15 protein-coding genes and 1 tRNA gene are annotated in these 20759 nt (G+C 33.1%); 13 read left to right on the top strand and 3 right to left on the bottom strand.

Annotated elements, in window-relative coordinates; translation table 11 throughout:
• Positions 1-84: 84 nt before the first annotated feature.
• Positions 85-723, bottom strand: a complete 639-nt coding sequence (locus tag IRZ80_RS05605; RefSeq protein WP_194640580.1) for a rhomboid family intramembrane serine protease — start codon at positions 721-723, stop codon at positions 85-87.
• Positions 724-919: 196 nt separating this feature from the next.
• Between IRZ80_RS05605 and IRZ80_RS05600 the strand changes: the two genes are divergently transcribed.
• A complete protein-coding gene (locus tag IRZ80_RS05600; RefSeq protein ID WP_194640579.1) occupies positions 920-1789 on the top strand; it encodes a lysophospholipid acyltransferase family protein in 870 nt (289 codons plus the stop codon).
• A gap of 97 nt (positions 1790-1886) precedes the next feature.
• A complete protein-coding gene (locus tag IRZ80_RS05595; RefSeq protein WP_194640578.1) occupies positions 1887-2756 on the top strand; it encodes a lysophospholipid acyltransferase family protein in 870 nt (289 codons plus the stop codon).
• A gap of 90 nt (positions 2757-2846) precedes the next feature.
• Here IRZ80_RS05595 and IRZ80_RS05590 read toward each other — a convergent pair whose 3' ends face one another.
• On the bottom strand, positions 2847-4334 hold the full coding sequence (locus IRZ80_RS05590) for an aminotransferase class V-fold PLP-dependent enzyme (RefSeq protein WP_194640709.1): 1488 nt from the start codon (positions 4332-4334) through the stop codon (positions 2847-2849).
• Between the two features lie 366 nt (positions 4335-4700).
• Here IRZ80_RS05590 and IRZ80_RS05585 point away from each other — a divergent pair.
• A tRNA-Pro gene (locus IRZ80_RS05585) sits at positions 4701-4774 on the top strand.
• Between the two features lie 38 nt (positions 4775-4812).
• On the opposite strand, the gene glmM is transcribed toward IRZ80_RS05585, so the two are convergent.
• Entirely contained in the window at positions 4813-6201 is a 1389-nt protein-coding gene (gene glmM, locus IRZ80_RS05580) for a phosphoglucosamine mutase (RefSeq protein ID WP_194640577.1), read from the bottom strand.
• A 266-nt stretch (positions 6202-6467) separates the two neighbouring features.
• On the opposite strand from glmM, the gene IRZ80_RS05575 reads away from it, so the two are divergent.
• The 10 genes from IRZ80_RS05575 (at position 6468) to IRZ80_RS05530 (ending at position 20622) form a co-directional block, all read left to right on the top strand.
• Complete coding sequence (locus IRZ80_RS05575; RefSeq protein ID WP_194640576.1) at positions 6468-7052, top strand: ACP phosphodiesterase; 585 nt, start codon at positions 6468-6470, stop codon at positions 7050-7052.
• Positions 7049-7714: a DNA alkylation repair protein gene (locus tag IRZ80_RS05570; RefSeq protein WP_194640575.1), complete on the top strand. Its 666-nt coding sequence runs from the start codon at positions 7049-7051 to the stop codon at positions 7712-7714. The genes IRZ80_RS05575 and IRZ80_RS05570 overlap by 4 nt, the downstream gene beginning before the upstream one ends.
• Positions 7715-7855: 141 nt before the next feature.
• Positions 7856-9022, top strand: a complete 1167-nt coding sequence (locus IRZ80_RS05565) for a serine protease (protein WP_194640574.1) — start codon at positions 7856-7858, stop codon at positions 9020-9022.
• A gap of 57 nt (positions 9023-9079) precedes the next feature.
• Positions 9080-10873 carry a chloride channel protein gene (locus IRZ80_RS05560; protein ID WP_194640573.1) on the top strand — a complete coding sequence of 598 codons (1794 nt, stop codon included), beginning with the start codon at positions 9080-9082 and terminating at the stop codon, positions 10871-10873.
• A gap of 59 nt (positions 10874-10932) precedes the next feature.
• Positions 10933-11886 (top strand): Fic family protein, encoded by a 954-nt coding sequence (locus IRZ80_RS05555; protein WP_194640572.1) that lies wholly within the window; start codon positions 10933-10935, stop codon positions 11884-11886.
• Positions 11887-11988: 102 nt separating this feature from the next.
• Positions 11989-14820: an excinuclease ABC subunit UvrA gene (gene uvrA, locus IRZ80_RS05550; RefSeq protein WP_194640571.1), complete on the top strand. Its 2832-nt coding sequence runs from the start codon at positions 11989-11991 to the stop codon at positions 14818-14820.
• A 31-nt stretch (positions 14821-14851) separates the two neighbouring features.
• Positions 14852-15994: an AAA family ATPase gene (locus tag IRZ80_RS05545; protein WP_194640570.1), complete on the top strand. Its 1143-nt coding sequence runs from the start codon at positions 14852-14854 to the stop codon at positions 15992-15994.
• A 2-nt stretch (positions 15995-15996) separates the two neighbouring features.
• Positions 15997-16614 (top strand): hypothetical protein, encoded by a 618-nt coding sequence (locus IRZ80_RS05540; RefSeq protein ID WP_194640569.1) that lies wholly within the window; start codon positions 15997-15999, stop codon positions 16612-16614.
• A 305-nt stretch (positions 16615-16919) separates the two neighbouring features.
• Positions 16920-17648: a TIGR00730 family Rossman fold protein gene (locus IRZ80_RS05535; protein ID WP_194640568.1), complete on the top strand. Its 729-nt coding sequence runs from the start codon at positions 16920-16922 to the stop codon at positions 17646-17648.
• Between the two features lie 148 nt (positions 17649-17796).
• Positions 17797-20622: an aminopeptidase gene (locus IRZ80_RS05530; protein WP_317174732.1), complete on the top strand. Its 2826-nt coding sequence runs from the start codon at positions 17797-17799 to the stop codon at positions 20620-20622.
• The last annotated feature ends 137 nt before the right edge of the window (positions 20623-20759 follow it).

Here is a 20759-nt window from a genome sequence, read left to right as displayed (position 1 = left end):
TGTGGCCAATTTTATCGATTTGGTATTAGTCACGGATAGTCATATTAAATTTTTCATACTTTTTAAATTTATAAAATCATTATTCTATAATTTACCCATTTTTGCCATTCCGAATAAAGCAACAATTGGTATTGCTAATAAAACGGTCATTAAAGTATGTTCCTGTATTAATTCAGGATTTCTTAAAAGCGTAATCAAATAACCGCCTACTGCGCCGCCAAAATGAGCTGTATGTCCAATATTATCATTTTTGGCTCTCATACCATAAATGGAATATAATAAATACAGAATTCCAAATAAATAAGCAGGAATAGGAATTATAAAATACAGCCCTAACATCATATCCGGCTGCAGTAAAATAGCCGAATACAGCACTCCTGTAACCGCACCCGAAGCCCCTACTGCTCTATAACCGTAATCATCTTTATGAAATGTCATAGTCAGCAGACTGCCGAATATTAAACTGCCAAAATAGACTAGAACAAATGAAAATGTTCCCAAAAAACTAAAAACAACTGGTGCAAAAAAATAAAGCGTCAGCATATTGAATAATAAATGCCCGATATCAGCATGCAGAAACCCGGATGAAATCATTCTGATTTGTTCTCCTGCACGAATGCTTCCGACATGAAATTCATATTTTCGAAAAAATGAAAAATCATTAAATCCTTTATAACTGATTAATACATTTGCAACAATAATTGCAATTAAAATGATATTCATAATATAGATACGTTTTTAAAATTTTACCGTAAAGCTAACTATTATTTAATTTACAAATACTACTGTCAGCAATGAATTAAAGGTAATTTCTTATTTTTTTCAAAAGATTAACATCCTGTTATTATTAAATGCTTAAATAAACCTTAAAGAACATTTAAACGCAGATTAATACGCTATATTTGATCAAACTATAAGAATGAAATACCTTGTTTATCTGATTGTTTACCCTTTTTTATGGTGTATTTCAATGCTCCCTTTTCCACTATTGTATCTTTTTTCAGATTATGTTTATATAATCCTCTACCGTATTATTGGTTACAGAAAAAAAACTGTACGGACAAATCTGGCATTGGCTTTACCTCATTTATCAAATAAAGAACGGTTAATTATTGAAAAGAAATTTTATCATCATTTATGTGATATGTTTCTGGAAATGATAAAAACAATGAATATTTCTAAAGAAGAAATCTGCAGGAGATATGTTTTTAAAAATTTTGAAATCTATGCCGATTTAGAGAAAAAAGGAAAAAGCATTGCCATAATGTGCGCTCATTATGCAAGTTATGAATGGGTTATTTCTATGAATTATTATACAGAATTTCAAAGTTTTGGCATTTATAAGCAGATAAAAAATCCGTATTTTGATAAATTGATTCATTCTATCCGATCTAAGTTTAATGCACACCTGATAACGACAAAAGAAACAATATCCACTATCGAAAATAACTGCAAAAACAAAACTTTGTCAGTTTATGGATTTGCAAGTGATCAGTCACCAAAAGAAAGCTGCGCTTATCATTGGACAAAATTCATGGGAATTGAGGTTCCTGTACATACTGGAGCAGAAATGCTGGCAAAAAAGTATGATATGAATGTTGTTTTTCTTAAAACAAAAAAAATAAAACGCGGTTATTACGAAGCTGTTATGGAAGTTCTTTCTGAAAATTCTAAAGAAGTTCCAAACTATGAAATTACAGACCAGTTTATCAAATTGGTTGAACAGCAGATTTATGAAACTCCAGAATACTATTTATGGACTCATAAAAGATGGAAGCATAAAAGATAGAGTTTTAATATATAGATTGACTCGTACAAGGAATTCTGAATTCCGAAGAATATAAAGAAAAATAATATTTATTTATATTTGCATAAACTTTTACTACATGCAATACTTCATATATCTACTAGCCTATCCCTTAATTTGGTGTATATCGATGCTTCCTTTTAGATTACTATATTTATTTTCTGACATTGTTTATTTCTTCGTTTATAAAATTATTGGATACCGCAGAAAAACGGTTCGCGAAAATCTAGCTTTGGCACTTCCTAAATTAACAGATGAAGAACGCTTAGTCATCGAGAAAAAATTCTATCACCATATGTGCGACATGTTTCTGGAAATGATAAAAACAATGAATATTTCTAAAGAAGAAATATGTAAGAGATTTGTTTTCAAAAACATTGATATGTATAAAGAGTTAGAAAAGCAGGGAAAAAGCGTCGCTATTATATGTTCTCATTATGCTAGTTATGAATGGATTATATCGATGAACTATTACTCAAGCTTTGCCGGATATGGTATTTATAAACAGATAAAAAATCCATATTTTGATAAACTAGTACATAAAATTCGTTCTAGATTCAATGCCAAATTAATTACTACAAAGCAGACAGTACCAACAATAATAAATAACAATAAAAACAATGTTCTGTCTTTGTATGGTTTTGCGAGTGATCAATCTCCTAAGGCAAAAGGTGCGCTGCATTGGTCTAAATTTATGGGAATTGAAGTCCCAGTGCATGTTGGCGCTGAAATGCTTTCCAAAAGATACAATATGAATTTGCTGTATCTAAATACTAAAAAAATAAAACGCGGTTATTATGAAGCCACTCTCGAGCTTCTTTCCGATAATCCAAAAGAGATTCCAAATTTTGCCCTTACCGACCAATATTTAGAGCTTTTGGAAAAACAAATTTATGAAGCTCCTGAATATTATTTGTGGACACACAAAAGGTGGAAATACAGAAAATAAGACTTCGAATTTAAAAATAAAAAAAAACTTAATCTAGACAGACTGTCTAGATTAAGTTTTTTTTTATTAGAAAATATTAATTTTTAGCTGCTAAAAAGAAAACCAATTCTGGACTAATATATCTTCTAATGCCTGCGCATTTTCATGAATAAATTCGTTATTTACTTTATCATATTCGTAATCTAATGACCAGTTTTTGTGCTCTTGAGCTAATAATTTTATACTGTTGCAGACATATTCAATTTCTTCTGTTGCTGTAGTTGGATGTATTGACATTCTGATCCACCCTGGTTTTCGAATCAAATCTCCCAGACTAATTTCATCAACCAGTTTATTGGAGGCTTCCTGATCCACATGCAGCAAGAAATGCCCGTAAGTACCCGCACAGCTGCAGCCACCGCGGGTTTGAATTCCAAATTTATCATTTAATAATTTTACTCCCTGATTAAAATGCAGATCTTCTATAAAAAATGAAATCACTCCTAAACGGTCGTGATGCTGTCCTGCGAGTATTTTTATATTTGGAACACTTCCCAGTGCATCAAAAACATATTCTACGATTTCGTGTTCGCGTTTAAGAATATTTTCAACTCCCATTTGCTCTTTCAGCTGAATTGCCAAAGCTGTTTTAATTACCTGCAGAAAACCTGGAGTTCCGCCATCTTCCCTATCTTCGATATTATCCAGATATTTATGCTCGCCCCAAGGATTTGTCCAGGAAACAGTTCCTCCGCCAGGACAGTCTGGCACCATATTGTGATACAGTTTTTTATTGAAAACCAAAACTCCTGAAGTTCCAGGGCCTCCTAAAAATTTATGCGGGGAAAAGAAAACAGCATCCAGATAGGATTCTGGATCTTCGGGATGCATGTCTATTTTTACATAAGGACCGGAACAGGCAAAATCCACAAAACAAACGCCATTGTGTTCATGCATCAATTTTGCAGCTTCATGATATGGTGTTTTAATTCCTGTCACATTGGAACAGGAAGTTATCGAAGCAATTTTATATGCTCTGTCTTTGTGTTTTTCTAATAATGCAGTTAGATTCGAAAGACTGAAAAGGCCTTCTTCACACGATGGAATCACTTCCACATCAGCAATGGTCTCCAGCCATGAAGTCTGATTGGAATGATGCTCCATGTGCGAAATAAATACAATCGGTTTTTTTTCAGCCGGAATAGTGAAATACTCAGTCAGATTTTCTGGCACTTTCAGTCCCAATATCCGCTGAAATTTATTTACAACACCTGTCATTCCGGTTCCATCAGTTATCAAAACATCTTCAGAACTGGCATTTACATGATCCTTAATAATATTTCGGGCATGATGGTATGATTTGGTCATTGCTGTTCCGGAAACAGTCGTTTCTGTATGGGTATTGGCCACAAATGGTCCAAATTCATTCATCAGTTTTTCTTCAATGGGGCGATACAAACGGCCGCTAGCTGTCCAGTCAGTATATACAATTTTTTGTTTACCATAAGGAGATTCAAACTCTTGTTCAATTCCGATAATATTGTCTCTGAATTGTTTAAAATACTGTTCTAATAATGTAATTTTTGGGGGTACAGACATTGGGTTTAAATTTGATTTCAAATATATAGTTTTTTGCAATATTTGAAATTTCATTTTTACATTTTTGTGATTTTTATCACACAAAATGATAATTATTACAATATTATTCTTTTAAGTCTCTAACTTTTTGAGAAATATCCATACAAATAGGCTTTTAGACAAAATATCTATTTAACCTATTTGATCTATAGATTATAAAAAAAGGATGGATTTTTAAATTTAAAATTCAGCCGCAAATGATAGCAAAGTAGTTTTATGAATCATTTTTGTAGGGGCTGTCTACCTATACTTTTATTTTAATAGTGGAAAAACAAGTCTCAAACTTTTTTTATTTTCTGTAAAAAAATATATTTGCAAACTCAAAACCGGGATGTAGCGCAGCCTGGCAGCGTACTAGCATGGGGTGCTAGGGGTCGCTGGTTCGAATCCAGTCATCCCGACAATACATAAAAAAACCCGACGGGAGTCGGGTTTTAGATTATATTCCAGCAACAGCTTTTATTTCATCGATAATTCGCAAGGCTAAATCATCAGCTAATTTCTGGCTCGAAGCCTCGGTATAGATACGTATTATAGGTTCTGTATTTGATTTTCTTAAATGCACCCAATTTTCGGCAAAATCAATTTTCACTCCGTCAATAGTGGTAATATCTTCATTTTTATATTTCTCGGTCATTGCAGCAAGAATTGCATCAACATCAATTTGTGGTGTCAATTCAATTTTGTTTTTACTCATATAATATTCAGGATACGAAGCTCTCAAGGCAGAAACTGAGATTTTTTTGTTTGCCAAATGAGTCAGAAATAAAGCCACGCCCACCATGCTGTCACGACCGTAGTGAGATTCTGGATAAATAATACCGCCATTTCCTTCGCCTCCAATGACTGCATTGTTTTTCTTCATCAATTCTACTACATTCACCTCGCCTACTGCGCTGGCTTCATAGCTGCCATTATGTTTGTTAGTAACATCACGCAATGCGCGTGAAGATGACATATTGGAAACTGTATTTCCTGGAGTTTTGCTCAAAACATAATCTGCGCAGGCTACCAATGTATATTCTTCGCCAAACATTTCACCATCATCACTGATAAAAGCTAAACGATCTACATCTGGATCAACAACAACTCCCAAATGCGCTTTTTCTTTAACCACCAATTCTGAAATATCCGTTAAATGCTCTTTCAGAGGTTCTGGATTGTGAGGAAAATGCCCGTTTGGTTCACAGTATAATTTTACTACTTCAACACCCATTAATTCTAATAATCTTGGAATAATAATTCCTCCTGATGAATTTACGCCATCGACCACAACTTTAAATTTTGCCGCTTTTACTGCTTCAATATCCACCAATGGCAAGTTCAAGACTTCATCGATATGAATGTCCATATAAGCATCATTTACAGTGATCTGGCCTAAACTATCTACATCAGCAAAATCGAAAGCTTCTGCTTCGGCAATCTCAAGAATTTTTTCACCGGCTGCACCGCTCAAGAACTCTCCTTTTTCATTCAATAATTTCAATGCATTCCATTGTTTTGGATTATGAGAAGCTGTTAAAATGATTCCTCCGTCAGCTTTTTCCAATGGCACGGCAATTTCAACAGTCGGCGTTGTTGATAAACCTAAATCGATTACATTAATTCCTAAACCAATTAGTGTATTGATAACCAAATTGTGAATCATAGGTCCCGAAATACGAGCGTCACGTCCTACAACAACAGTCAGCTTGTCTTTTTTAGAATGATTTTTCAGCCAGGTTCCATAAGCCGAAGCAAATTTCACAGCATCAACAGGAGTCAAATTGTCTCCTACTTTACCCCCTATTGTTCCTCGGATTCCTGATATTGATTTTATTAAAGTCATTTAAATTATGATTTTAGATTAACGATTTTAGATTGCAGATTTCTACTTTACAATCAAACATTAGAATTATTTTATTAAGGCAAATATAAAAAAGTTTATGTCTTTATAAGGAGTAAATCGCAAAAAGGAATTGGATCTTGAGCAGCAAATTGTTTTAATAAAAAGGATTGGTGATTTTTTATATCTTTATCAAACAAACACACGTAAAAACATCTTCAGACTTGATTTCTAAATCAGAAATCGTTAATCTAAAATCTAAAATTTCAATGAACTTCTTAGCCCACATCTATTTATCAGGAGACAGTGATTTGATAAAAATTGGAAACTTCATGGCAGACGGCATCAGGGGTAAACAATTTGAAACTTATCCTCTGGAAATACAAAAAGGAATTCTGCTGCACCGTTTCATAGATACTTATACCGATGCTCATCCTGTTTTCAGAAAGAGCACCAAACGCCTGCACGAAAAATACCATCACTATGCCGGCGTAATTACAGATGTTTTTTATGATCATTTTTTGGCAAAAAACTGGAGCAATTATTCAAAAGAAAATCTGACAGATTTCACAAACCGTTTTTACCAATCGCTTCATGATAATTATGAGTTTTTATCTGAAAGAACCAGAGGAATTATGCCGTACATGATTGAGCGCAATTGGCTGATGAGCTACCAAACCGTAGAAGGAATCAGTAAAATCTTGACACAAATGGATGGCAGAACTAAAAATGAATCCAAAATGAGATTTTCCTCCAATGAACTTTCTGAATATTATAGTGATTTCGAGTCGGAATTCATTGCTTTTTTTGAAGATATAAGAATCGAAGCTCATCAAAAATTAATTTTGTTATGAATTTTATTTACTCTTTAGAAAAAGCTTTTAATGAATCTGCTGATGCTGTAAATGCAGAAGCTATGTCAAAATATATGAAAAACAATTTTCCTTTTTTTGGTATAAAGACTAACGAAAGAAGATTTATTTTTAAAAAGATTTGTCTTGAAAACCAAAAGGAAACTGCTGAAAACTCACGAGAAATAGCATTGTCATTATATTCAAAAAAAGAACGTGAACTGCATTACTGCGCTCTTGAAATTTTGATAAAAAATCTCAAAAAAAAATATTTAAAGGAAGATATTAAGTTTATTGAAAAGCTTATAATTACTCATTCCTGGTGGGACAGTGTGGATGTTATTGCTAAATTTATTCTGGGTGAATATCTGCTGGAATTTCCATTGGAAAGAGGCAATGTTATCTCCCGTTTTTCAAACTCAGATAATATGTGGCTCAATCGAAGTGCGATTCTCTTTCAGCTAAGCTATAAAGGAAAAACAGATTTTGATTTACTTAAAACACTTTGTGAGAAACATGGAACTTCAAATGAGTTTTTTATCCAAAAATCCATTGGCTGGGCTCTGCGTGAATATTCAAAAACAAATCCCATTGCGGTCAAAAATTTTGTATCTATTTCGGATCTAAAAAATTTGAGCAAAAGAGAAGCTTTGAAAAATTTATGATAAAAAATCGGCTGATTTTATTTGCATTCAGCTGATTATTAAAGACTTATTTTTATGTAAAAATATTTTAAATTAAAAATAAATCTCTTCATAATTAGTACGGTTTGTTTTACTAAATTTGCTTACAAAAATTCAATAAAAATGCTAGACAATCAGACTTCTGAAGGAAAAAATGAAACAAATTCATTTGAAATAGATAACAAATCCAGAACTAAAAAAATTGCATTAATAGCCGGCGTTCTAATTGTCCTCGGAGTAATAATAATACCAAGGGTTTGGAATAAATTCAATAAAAAAGAAGCTGTCTGTCTCAATAATCAGACTGAGATTTATGAAAAATATAAAGATGCAGTAGTACTTGTCAAACACACTTATGCACTGCAAATTTCCATCAAAGGATCTGAACCATTCCAGATTACAGTAGATGACAATTCATTTGAGGAAAAAACAATTTCCGGAACAGGATTTTTTGTTTCTGAAGATGGCAAAATAGTTACCAACCACCATGTTGCCGAACCTTGGAAGTATGATGATAACACTAAAGAGGATGATTTTAGCGATTTAAAAGATCATATCGCAGCAATTCTACCTGACTCTATTGATAAAAAAGATTATAAAAGTTACCTTGAACTGCACTGGAATGATTACAGCGGTGAAGAAGAAGGTGATTATTCCGATGAAGAAGCTGAAGAAACTCCAGTTGCTTCGGCACCTGCTGCAAATATTGACTCATCAAGTGTTGCTACTGAAGTAAATGACTTGATATCTGAAAATCAGTCAGAAGAAAAAGCTATAACGAGTCAGATTATCTACACCAAACTAGAGGATATCGAAATTGTTCCAAAAACTGTTGAAATCAGCGTAGCTCTTCATGGCTCAAAAGATGATTGGCTGCAATGTAAAGTATTGAAAATTGCCGATGAAGAAGAGGTTGATGTTGCAATTTTACAGCTTAATAGTGAAAACCTTCCAGATTCTGTATCCAATATTGTTGATTTGGATAATGCTGTACAGGATGATTCAAGTATAAAACCAGGAACCAATGCAATTTTGATCGGATATCCGATGGGAATGCAGTTAGCTAATACCCGAAAAGGGATAAAAGTGCAGGTTTATGAAGGTCAGATCAACAAAGAATCTGATGGTGTTAGCGTGCAGTATAATGTGACTTCAACCCATGGAGCCAGTGGTTCGCCGGTTTTTAATGAATGCGGACAGCTTATTGCTGTGAATTATGCTGGCTATGATCAAGCGCAAGGATATAATTTTGGAATTGTTGCAAAACACGCCATGTCTTTAATGGAATAATTTGTAGCTTTTACATCAAAAAAGCCTATTTTTGTTATAAATCAACGTTCAATCACAATGTTTAAAAAGTTTTTTTCAAAAATAGAACTTCTGCTGGCTTTAGCACAATCGGCTTTAACTCCAAAACAATTTATCTTTTTATCAAGCGTTTTAGTTGGAATATCTTCTGCAATTGCTGTAATTATTTTAAAAACATTTGCTCACTGGGTTTTTAGATTTGCTACTTACATAACTGTCCATGCTGCTATTTTTAAAATTGGACTTATCAAGATAATGCTTCCGGTAATTGGTATTATGCTTACGGTCTTTGTAGTTAAACGTTTTTTGGGAGGAACGATTGAAAAAGGAACTTCACAAATCTTATACGCTGTTGCTAAAAAAGCAAGTATTATTCCGAAAAAACAAATGTACGCCCAAATCATGACCAGCTCCCTAACTGTTGGTATGGGTGGTTCTGCTGGTCTTGAAAGCCCTATTGTAGTTACCGGTGCTGCATTTGGATCTAATTATGCACAACGGTATAAATTACATTATAAAGATCGGACACTCCTAATTGGCTGTGGGGTCGCTGCTGGTATAGCAGCCGCTTTTAACGCTCCAATTGCTGGAGTTTTGTTTGCCGTTGAAGTGCTGCTTGTTGATGTCAGCGTTTCTGCATTTACGCCAATAATGATCGCTGCCGCTACTGGAGCATTGGTTTCTGCAATTGCCTTAGATGAGACTATTTTGCTGAATTTTCCAAGCAGAGAAACGTTTAATTACCATAATATTCCATATTATGTATTACTGGGAGTATCTACAGGATTTGTATCTGTTTTTTACGCCAGAAATTTTCAAAAAACGGAACATTTTTTTGGACATATTAGATTTCCTCTATATACAAAAGCTCTTATTGGAGCTTCCATTTTAGCACTTATGATATTTGTTTTTCCAACACTATTTGGAGAAGGTTATGAAAGCATTCGCAGTTTAGCCGGCAGTGATCCGGGCGAATTATTAGAGAATACTCTTTTTAGTGAATTTAGAAACAATAATTGGGCTTTATTGGCTTTTATTGGATGTTCATTACTGTTAAAAGCTTTTGCAACAGGAATTACCTTAGGAAGTGGCGGTAATGGAGGAAATTTTGCTCCTTCCCTTTTTCTGGGTTCATATGTTGGATTTTTCTTTTCAAAATTATTGAACCTAACCAGTTTGACTAATTTGCCCATTGGTAATTTTACGATGGTTGGTATGGCAGGAATTTTGAGCGGATTATTTCATGCACCATTAACCGCAATTTTCTTGATTGCTGAAATTACTGGCGGTTACGGCTTAATGATTCCGCTTATGATTGTAGCCTCTATTAGTTTTGCCATTTCAAAACGATTTGAGAAACACTCTTTAGATGTGAAAAATCTAGCCAAAAAGGGACATGCTTTTACCAGTAACAAAGATTCAAATGTTCTTTCAACTTTAAATACCGCCTCAATTATTCAGACCGATTATTTAACTGTTAAGCCAGAAGATACTCTTGAAAAATTGGTTGATTTGATTTCTCATTCAAATCAAGTTATTTTCCCAGTGGTTTCCAATGAAAAACGTCTATTAGGAATTGTACATTTTAATGATATTAGGGAGATCATTTTTAATCCATACAGAGTAAAATATACTTTAATAAAAGAAATTATGGTTCAGCCAGTTACCATTGTTCATCCTTCGCAGAGTATGGAAATTGTAATGGATAAATTTGAGAGTTCTAAAAAAGCTTTTCTTCCTGTCATAAGTGATGACAAATATTATGGTTTTATATCCAAATCTGTCGCTCTGGAAGTATACCGAAGCAAGTTGAAGTCTATGACGATAGAATAATTTTAATATCGGGTAAATATTTTTTTTCAACTATCCGATATTAATTATATCTTTGTGGTATGTGGGACATTAATTTAACATACCGAGACGAACTACAGTCAACTTTTGACAGATTGCACGAAAAACGAAAAATTCTGCAGTCCAGCAGACCTCTGCCCAATATTGCATTGAATAAAATCAGGGAAAGCCTTTCCATTGAATGGACCTACAACTCAAACAGCATAGAAGGAAACACAATGAGCCTGCGCGAAACCCAAATGGTCATTCAGGAAGGGATAACTGTAAAAGGGAAATCACTAAGAGAACATTTTGAAACACATAATCACGATAAGGCTATTGATTATTTATATTCAATTGTAAATGATAATTATACTTTGCGCAGTATCGATGTATTGTCATTGCATGGTTTGGTTTTACGATCCATAGAAGATGATTTTGCAGGACGAATCCGTAATGGAGGAGTCCGAATAACTGGTGCCAATTTTACACCGCCAAATGCAAATAAAGTTTCTGATTTACTGGATGAATTAATTGATTTTATAAATACCAATCCATTACAGTTGAATGATATTGAGCTGGCAACTATTTTTCATCATAAATTTGTGTGGATACATCCTTTTTTTGATGGTAATGGCCGGACAGTTCGATTGGCAATGAATTTAATATTAATGCGAAGTGGTTTTCCTCCAGCTATTATTTTAAAAAATGACCGAAAGAAATATTACGAAGCCTTAAATCAGGCTAATGGAGGTAATTATCAAAAACTCACTTTATTGATGTGTCAGGCACTGGAACGTACCTTGAATATTTACAAAACTGCAATGCCGGACAATTATACCGAATATCAGGAAATTTCAAATATTATTCAAGAACCCGGTATGGAATATGGTCAGGAATACATAAGTCTATTAGCCCGGACAGGTAAGATAGACGCTTATAAAGAAGGACGAAACTGGCTTACAACACGTGAAGCCATTGAAGATTATATTACAAATCGCAAAAGAAAACGCTAGCTTAGGTTAGCGTTTTTTTATTATAGCAGACTAGCACAAACTTTTGCTTTCTACAACTAAAAGAACCAATCAAAATGGTAACTTTGCTTTTTTGCAAAAATTATGCTAGACACAGACAATACGATTGAAGTTCAGGGCGCACGCGTTCACAATCTAAAAAATATAGATATTTCCATCCCAAGGGAAAAATTGGTTGTAATTACCGGGCTTTCGGGCTCAGGGAAATCCTCATTAGCGTTCGATACTATTTATGCCGAAGGACAGCGCCGATATGTTGAGACCTTTTCGGCTTATGCAAGACAATTTCTCGGCGGTTTGGAACGCCCTGATGTCGATAAAATTGACGGACTCTCTCCTGTTATCGCCATCGAGCAAAAAACAACCAGCAAGAGTCCTCGTTCGACTGTCGGAACCATTACCGAAATTTACGATTTCCTGCGTTTACTTTATGCCCGTGGTGCCGATGCTTACAGTTACAACACGGGAGAAAAAATGGTTTCATACTCGGATGACCAAATCAAGGATTTGATTATTCAGGATTTTACTGGAAAAAGAATCAATATTCTCGCTCCGGTCATTCGAGCCAGAAAAGGGCATTACGCAGAACTTTTTCAGCAGATTACCAAGCAGGGATTCTTAAAAGTCCGTGTCAACGGAGATATTTTGGACTTGGTTTCTGGAATGAAATTGGATCGTTACAAAACCCACGACATCGAAATTGTCGTTGACCGTATGGTAATTGAAAATACTCCTGACAACGAAAAACGTCTTTCCGAAAGCATCAACACTGCCATGCATCACGGCGAAAACGTATTGATGGTTCTCGATCAGGATACGAATGAAGTGCGTTATTTCAGCCGGAATTTGATGTGTCCTTCAACTGGAATTTCGTATCAGAATCCGGAACCGAATTTATTTTCGTTCAACTCTCCAAAAGGGGCTTGTGATCATTGCAACGGATTGGGAACCGTTAATCAAATCAATATCAATAAAATTATTCCAAATCCTAAATTATCCATTAAAGCTGGTGGTTTTGCACCTTTGGGCGAATACAAATCTTCTTGGATTTTTAAGCAACTGGAAATCATTGGTGAGAAATACGGTTTTAAATTGACTGATGCCGTTGAAAAAATTCCTGCCGAGGCGATGGAAATGATTTTGAATGGCGGAAAAGAAAAATTCACGATAAATTCTAAAGATTTAGGCGTTGCCCGAGATTACAAAATTGATTTTGAGGGAATTTCCCATTTCATAAAAAATCAGCACGACGAAAGTGGTTCAACAGCAATTAAGCGTTGGGCAAAAGAATTTATGGACGAAATAAAATGTCCTGTCTGCGAAGGTTCCCGATTGAAAAAAGAAGCAAATTATTTTAGGGTAAATGAAAAAAGCATTTCCGAATTGTGCGATATGGACATTTCTGATTTGACAGCCTGGTTTTTTGATTTGGATAAACATTTATCTGATAAACAAAAAATAATTGCCACCGAAGTAATTAAAGAAATCAAAGACCGATTGACTTTTTTGATGAATGTTGGGTTAAACTATTTAGCTTTAAGCCGAAGCTCCAAATCGCTTTCGGGCGGTGAAGCACAGCGCATACGATTAGCGACACAGATTGGATCACAATTGGTGGGTGTTTTATATATTTTGGATGAGCCAAGTATTGGTTTACATCAAAGAGACAATGAAAAACTGATTCATTCTTTGGAACAATTGCGAGACATCGGTAACTCAATACTTGTGGTTGAACACGACAAAGATATTATGGAACGTGCCGATTATGTGATTGATATTGGTCCAAAAGCAGGGAAATATGGTGGTGAAATCATCAGTATAGGAACTCCTAAAGAAACTTTAGCTTCGGATACAATTACAGCGCAGTATCTGAATGGAAAAATGAAATTAGAAATTCCAGAAAAACGCCGTGAAGGAAACGGAAAATTCCTAAAACTTACTGGAGCGACTGGAAATAATCTAAAAAATGTTTCGATCGAATTGCCTTTGGGTAAAATGATTTGCGTTACAGGTGTTTCGGGCAGCGGTAAATCGACTTTGATTAATGAAACCCTCTACCCTATTTTGAATGCCTATTATTTTAATGGTGTTAAAATTCCGAAACCGTATAAAAAAATTGAAGGTTTGGAGCATATCGACAAAGTGATTGATATTGACCAAAGTCCGATTGGGCGTACGCCGCGTTCTAATCCTGCGACTTATACCGAAGTTTTTTCTGAAATACGAAATCTTTTTACAATGACTTCTGAAAGTATGATTCGTGGTTATAAAGCGGGACGTTTTAGTTTTAATGTAAAAGGCGGACGCTGTGAAACCTGCGAAGGCTCCGGAGTGCGTACTATCGAAATGAATTTTTTACCAGATGTATATGTGGAATGTGAAACCTGCCAAGGAAAACGTTTCAACAGGGAAACTTTAGAAATTCGCTATAAAGGAAAATCTATTTCTGACGTTTTAAATATGACGGTTGATGAAGCGGTTCCTTTCTTTGAAAATATTCCAAAAATTTATCGAAAAGTAAAAACAATTCAGGATGTTGGTTTAGGCTACATTACACTTGGACAACAAAGTACAACGCTTTCTGGCGGTGAAGCACAGCGAATCAAACTAGCTGGAGAATTGTCTAAAAAAGATACTGGAAATACGTTCTATATTCTTGACGAACCAACAACAGGTTTGCATTTTGAAGACATTAGGGTATTGATGGATGTAATTAACAAACTCGTTGATAAAGGAAATACCATTTTGATTATCGAACACAATATGGATGTTATAAAATTGGCAGACTATATTATAGATATTGGTCCTGAAGGCGGAAAAGGCGGAGGAACTCTAGTCGCTAAAGGAACTCCTGAGGAAATTGTAAAAAACAAAAAAAGCTACACAGCACAATTTTTGAAAAAGGAATTGAAATAAAAATAATTACATTTGTTTAAAACAGATTAAAATGAAAGAATCTATTGTCATAAAAAATCTTGGCCCTTTAAAAGATATTTCTATTGAAGAAATAAAACCTTTTACCGTTTTCATTGGAGAATCAGGCAGCGGAAAAAGTACTTTGATGAAAGTGATTTCCTTGTTTCGATGGATTTATAAAATGCAAAATATACATTCATACCTTATAAAAAGCAACGTTAATTCTCCTTTTGAATTTGACATATATTCCTATTTTGAAAGTAGTGGAATTAAAGAATTTATAAAACCAAACACTGAGATAATATATAAAACTACTTTTGATAAGAGAATAAATTATGAAATAAAATTCCATCAAAACACTTTGTATTTTTCAAATCAAACAATAAATGAATCATATATCTCTTTTAATAAAATTAGTTTCATTACCGAAACAAGAAATATTATTGCTTTGTGGGCCAATATAGGAGCTTCATTAACAGGTGGTAATTTAGGTTTCTATTTTCACGAAGTTTTTAGAGATTTTAATTTAGCTTCTGATGCAATTAAGAATATTGAATTAAACCATTTAGGTTTGAAATTTTCTGTAAAAAAAAGTGATTTAGGAAAAAATTATAGAATAGAATCCGATAATAATGAAAAGTTTGATATAGAATTTAAAAATAGTTCATCGGGAACACAAACTTCTGTACCGATCCTTTTAATTTCAGAATTTTTTGCAAAGAATTTTAAATTTGAAGATGCTTTTAACGGTTCTGTCTTGAAATATTTATCTTCTACGGATAGTTTAACAAAATTCAAAGCGGTAAAAAATTTGAGCGATATAAATAAAAAAATATACATCCACATTGAAGAACCTGAATTGAGTTTATTTCCAGATGCTCAATGTAAATTAATGGATAATTTGGTAGAAAATTGTTTTATTACTAACACAAATCCCGTTGAATTATTACTTTCTACTCACAGTCCATACATTGTAAACTATCTAAATCTACTTATAAAAAAATTTGATAAAAATGTTGATGAAGCAAAATATAATTATGATGAATTAGCAGTATATCAAGTTGCTGATGGTGGATTGATAAATTTAATGGCACAAAATGAGCGATTGGTAAACACAAATCCTTTATCAGATACTATAAACGATATTTATAACGAATATGAAAAATTAGGATAATTATGGATAGTTTGCTAAAAAATGATTTTACTTCATTCCATAAATTACCAATTTCTAGTTTAAATATTCGTCAAGATACCAGTTCATCCTATTTTGAATTAGAAGATGTAAATACCGTTTTGACAATCTCATTTGCTAAAGATTCAGGGACAGCCAAATACTCCAATCCAAATGATTTAGAGATAGCTATTATTGATTACGATACTTTTTTAACAAGTTTATCACATAAATTTAAGCAAGGAAAAAGCAGATGTGATGCAATAGTTTACACAGAAAATAAATCATTTTTTCTTTTGAATGAATTAAAAAACAGAAAAATAGTTGATGAAAATGCATTTGAAGAAGTGCTTTCTGGAGCCATTTCTCAAATGCTTAAAACATTAAAACTGATAAAAACTGTTGCTTCAATTGAAACTTTCATAAATTCCTTTGAACATAAAAGATGCTGTTATTGCAATAAACAATCTAATAAACCATCTCCAAATATTGATGCTCCGAATGCTTTCAATAGATTAAATAATTTATTACCTGATGGAATTGAAATGGAACATAGTGAAATTAATGCTTTAGGATTTCAATTATTTCAATACACAGGTTCGCAAACAATAAAACTGAATTAATTTATTTTATTTAAAATATCAAACCAAACTAGCTGATTATATTATAAATACTGGACCTGAAGGTGGAAAACTCTTATTGCTAAAGGAACTCCAGAAGAAGTTGCTAAAAATAAGAAAAGCTATACTGCGCAGTTTTTGAAAAAAAAGTTATCTTAGTTTAAATAAATTCCTTCTTAAAAAGAGCTACCCCTAGCCTCGATAGCAGTGAAAATCCTTTTATTTTATTCCTTTAACAAAATAAAAGATTGTAACGGATAGCGGGACTGACGAAGTAAATAGCTCCTAAAAATTAACACTAAACACATATGAAACTAGAAGATTTCGACAATGACGAAGACAAAGTAATTCAAGATAGTCTTAAACAAAAAACATGGAATGAGATTAGATCCAATGATAGTTGGGGAATCTTTAAAATCATGTCCGAATTTGTTAACGGATATGATGCTATGGGACGTATTGGTCCCTGTGTTACAATTTTTGGTTCGGCAAGAATAAAACCTGAAGACCATTATTATCAGCTAGCTGAGAAAATTGCTTTCAAAATTAGTAAAGCAGGCTATGGTGTAATTACCGGAGGCGGTCCAGGAATTATGGAAGCGGGTAACAAAGGTGCTCACTTAGGCGGAGGAACTTCAGTAGGTTTGAATATCGAATTACCTTTTGAACAGCATTTTAATCCTTATATTGACAGAGATAAAAACCTGAATTTCGATTATTTCTTTGTCAGAAAAGTAATGTTTGTAAAATATTCACAAGGTTTTGTAGTAATGCCGGGAGGTTTTGGAACATTGGACGAATTGTTTGAAGCAATTACTTTAATTCAAACCAAAAAAATTGGCAAATTCCCGATTATATTGGTTGGAAGTTCATTTTGGTCAGGTTTAATCGATTGGATTAAAGAAGTTTTACTTGAAAGAGAACATACAATAAGCCCCGATGATTTGAACTTATTTAAGATTGTCGACACTGAAGATGAAGTAGTTGATGTCATCAATAAATTCTACAAAAAATACGATTTAAGTCCTAATTTCTAATTCAAAAACCCGCCCCATCTTCAAAGAATGCGTCGGGTTTTTCATTTTAACGTCTTTCAGCGCATTTCACCCGCTTAATACTGAACTTTTCCTAAAAATTTGTAAATTGTATTAGCTTTATGCCTTCGTAAACTTATACAGCTCCAAATTGAAAACTTACTGTAAAATTATTTTATTCCTTATTGTTTTGTTGACAGCTCAAAAACAATATGCCCAGCATCAGTCAAAGATAGCTGCGGTGGTGAATATGGATTATAAAACAGTATCAATTAATCAGGAAATTACTTTTTACAATCAATCTAATGATACTTTGTCTTCAATTGTACTGAATGACTGGAATAATGCCTTTTCGAACAAAAAAAGTCCTTTGGGAAAACGTTTTTCGGATGAGTTTTACAATAAATTTCACATGGCTTCTACTGAAGAGCTTGGCGGGACTATCAATTTAATTATTGAAGATGCTGATAAAAACTTTTTTACATGGGAAAGAACTGAAAAAAATCCTGATTATATTACTATACTTCTGGACAAAAAATTACTTCCAAATCAAAAAATTAAATTACATCTTACGTATGTTTCCAAAATTCCCAGCGATAAATTTACTGGTTATGGTTATTTTGAAAAATATGGCATGCATCTCAAAAATTGGTTTCTTACGCCTGCCCGATATGAGAACAAACAGTTTGTAAAATACAGCAACGAAAATCTTGATGACATTGCCAACGCTGTTTCAGATTTTGATATTGATTTAAAAATCAGCGGAAAAAATGCAGTTACTACTAATTTAGCTGTTGAACAATCAGCACAGACTGATAAGGAAACTAACATTCGATTAACAGGCAAAAACATCAATGATGTTGATCTCATTATAGAAAAGGAGTCCAGTTACACTAATTTTAAAGTTAACGGTCTTGAAGTTTTTACAAATATTCGATCTGGAAGGCTTAACGACTCATTAAAGAAAAAAATCATTGAAAGAACTGCTGATTTTGCCAAGAATCAGATTGGAGAATATCCATTTGATAAAATAATTATATCTCAGGCCGATTATGAAAAAAATCCTTTTTACGGCTTAAATCAGCTGCCAAAATTCATGCGCCCTTTTCACGAAGACTTTTTATTTGAAATTAAGTTTTTAAAAACCTTCATGAATAACTATCTAAAAACCAGCATGCGGTTAGATTCGAGAAAATACAACTGGATTTATGACGGAATCCAAATCTTTACGATGATGAATTATATCGATAAATATCATCCTAAAAGCAAAATGATGGGATCTGCCTCAAAATATTTTTTACTCAGAGGTTTTAAGATGGCACAAACTGATTTTAATGAGCAGTACAGCTATTATTACATGCTGATGGCCAGAAAAAACCTTGACCAGCCTCTTAATGCTTCAAAAAATACATTGATAAAATACAATGTTCAAATTGCAAATAAATACAAAGCCGGATTGAGCATGCAGTATCTTGACGATTATCTTGGCAGCAAAATAGTTTTATCAGGAATTAAAGATTTTTACAGTCTCAATAAAGATAAACAAACAGACAGAACGGATTTTGAGGAGCTTTTGAAATCAAAAACTCCAAAAGATATCGATTGGTTTTTTAATCATATAATTGACAGCAGAGAAATCATTGATTATAAATTTGATGCCGTTTCTAAAACTAAAGACAGTGTAACGTTTACTGTAAAGAACAAAGGATTTCCATTGGTTCCAATGCCAATATTTGGAATTAGAGATAAACAGGTTATTTTTAAAAAATGGCTTGAAATTAGTGAAATTGACAAGCAGATAACTTTAGAAAGAAAAAGTATCGACAAATTAGCTCTAAATTATAAAAATGAAGTTCCCGAATTCAATTTGAGAAACAATTGGAAATCGCTGAATGCTCTTTCGCTGAACCGTCCTTTAAAAATGACTTTTTTTCAAGATTTAGAAGACCCGCATTACTCCCAATTATTTTATGTGCCTACGCTGTTTTATAATAAATATGATGGTTTTGCCCCAGGAGTAAGTTTTTATAATTACAGCTTTTTTGATAAACCGTTTATGTTTATTTTAAATCCGATGTATTCCATTAATACCAAATCAATTGTTGGCAGCTACACCTTTGCATACAATCAATATTTAAGGGATAGAAATCTCTACAACATTCGATACTCTTTAAACGGTTCTTATTTCCATTATGCATCAGATGCGGCTTATTTGAAATTATATCCAAGCTTATCCTTTTTTTTAAGACAGCCAAACTATCGTGATAATAGGAAACAGGCTTTAATGATGAAATATAATATCATTTATAAGGAGCCATCAGCAATTGTAACCGACAGTACTGATAACTATTCTATCTTTAACATTAAATACTTTAATATAAAAACCGAGGTTACAAGTCATGTAAGATTCTTTACAGATGCTCAATTTTCGAGTTATTTTGGTAAAGTATCGGCTGAAATGGAATATCGTAAATTGTTTAATGACAACCGATATTTTAATGCCAGAGTTTTTGCAGGAACCTTTTTATATAATAGCAACAATACTCAAAACTATAATTTTGGTGTATCACGAGTAAACGATTATATGTTTGATTATGCCGTCTATGCAAGGTCTGATATAACTGGAATCTTAAGTCAGCAGTATATCCATGCTCAGGGAGGTTTTAAATCATTTTTAAATCCGTCTGAAGCTGATCAATGGCTGACAACGGCGAATCTGAGTTATTCTATACTATGGAACTGGGTTGATGCATATGCAGATTTTGGTTTTATAAAAAATAAAGGGGCTTCAAATACGTTTCTTTATGACAGCGGTATTCGGTTAAATTTAGTTCAGGATTACTTCGAATTGTATTTTCCTGTATATTCTTCAAACGGATTTGAACTGTCAGAAAAAAATTATGGAGAGAAAATACGTTTTATCTTCATTTTTAACCCAAAATCATTAATTAATCTTTTTACCCGAAAATGGTTTTAATTCAAAATAAAAACTTTAAAATATTGAATTATTGTTTGAAAAATTTAGTTAAAATTATTTTTTTAATAAAAATACATTCGTTTTACTAAAAATTATTTGCCAAAAAAATATAAAAATACAGAATTGCACAATGCTAT

It is taken from the genome of Flavobacterium sp. HJJ (assembly GCF_015351475.1).
GTDB lineage: Bacteria > Bacteroidota > Bacteroidia > Flavobacteriales > Flavobacteriaceae > Flavobacterium > Flavobacterium marginilacus.
The sequence above is the reverse complement of the archived record's forward strand: the minus strand, read 5'-3'. Positions and strand labels throughout refer to the sequence as shown.

What these genes read in the sequence shown, in the direction of transcription:
- IRZ80_RS05605 (WP_194640580.1), bottom strand. Translation starts at nt 723, where the DNA reads ATGAATATCATTTTAATTGCAATTATTGTTGCAAATGTATTAATCAGT.
- IRZ80_RS05600 (WP_194640579.1), top strand. Translation starts at nt 920, where the DNA reads ATGAAATACCTTGTTTATCTGATTGTTTACCCTTTTTTATGGTGTATT.
- IRZ80_RS05595 (WP_194640578.1), top strand. Translation starts at nt 1,887, where the DNA reads ATGCAATACTTCATATATCTACTAGCCTATCCCTTAATTTGGTGTATA.
- IRZ80_RS05590 (WP_194640709.1), bottom strand. Translation starts at nt 4,334, where the DNA reads ATGTCTGTACCCCCAAAAATTACATTATTAGAACAGTATTTTAAACAA.
- glmM (WP_194640577.1), bottom strand. Translation starts at nt 6,201, where the DNA reads ATGACTTTAATAAAATCAATATCAGGAATCCGAGGAACAATAGGGGGT.
- IRZ80_RS05575 (WP_194640576.1), top strand. Translation starts at nt 6,468, where the DNA reads ATGAACTTCTTAGCCCACATCTATTTATCAGGAGACAGTGATTTGATA.
- IRZ80_RS05570 (WP_194640575.1), top strand. Translation starts at nt 7,049, where the DNA reads ATGAATTTTATTTACTCTTTAGAAAAAGCTTTTAATGAATCTGCTGAT.
- IRZ80_RS05565 (WP_194640574.1), top strand. Translation starts at nt 7,856, where the DNA reads ATGCTAGACAATCAGACTTCTGAAGGAAAAAATGAAACAAATTCATTT.
- IRZ80_RS05560 (WP_194640573.1), top strand. Translation starts at nt 9,080, where the DNA reads ATGTTTAAAAAGTTTTTTTCAAAAATAGAACTTCTGCTGGCTTTAGCA.
- IRZ80_RS05555 (WP_194640572.1), top strand. Translation starts at nt 10,933, where the DNA reads ATGTGGGACATTAATTTAACATACCGAGACGAACTACAGTCAACTTTT.
- uvrA (WP_194640571.1), top strand. Translation starts at nt 11,989, where the DNA reads ATGCTAGACACAGACAATACGATTGAAGTTCAGGGCGCACGCGTTCAC.
- IRZ80_RS05545 (WP_194640570.1), top strand. Translation starts at nt 14,852, where the DNA reads ATGAAAGAATCTATTGTCATAAAAAATCTTGGCCCTTTAAAAGATATT.
- IRZ80_RS05540 (WP_194640569.1), top strand. Translation starts at nt 15,997, where the DNA reads ATGGATAGTTTGCTAAAAAATGATTTTACTTCATTCCATAAATTACCA.
- IRZ80_RS05535 (WP_194640568.1), top strand. Translation starts at nt 16,920, where the DNA reads ATGAAACTAGAAGATTTCGACAATGACGAAGACAAAGTAATTCAAGAT.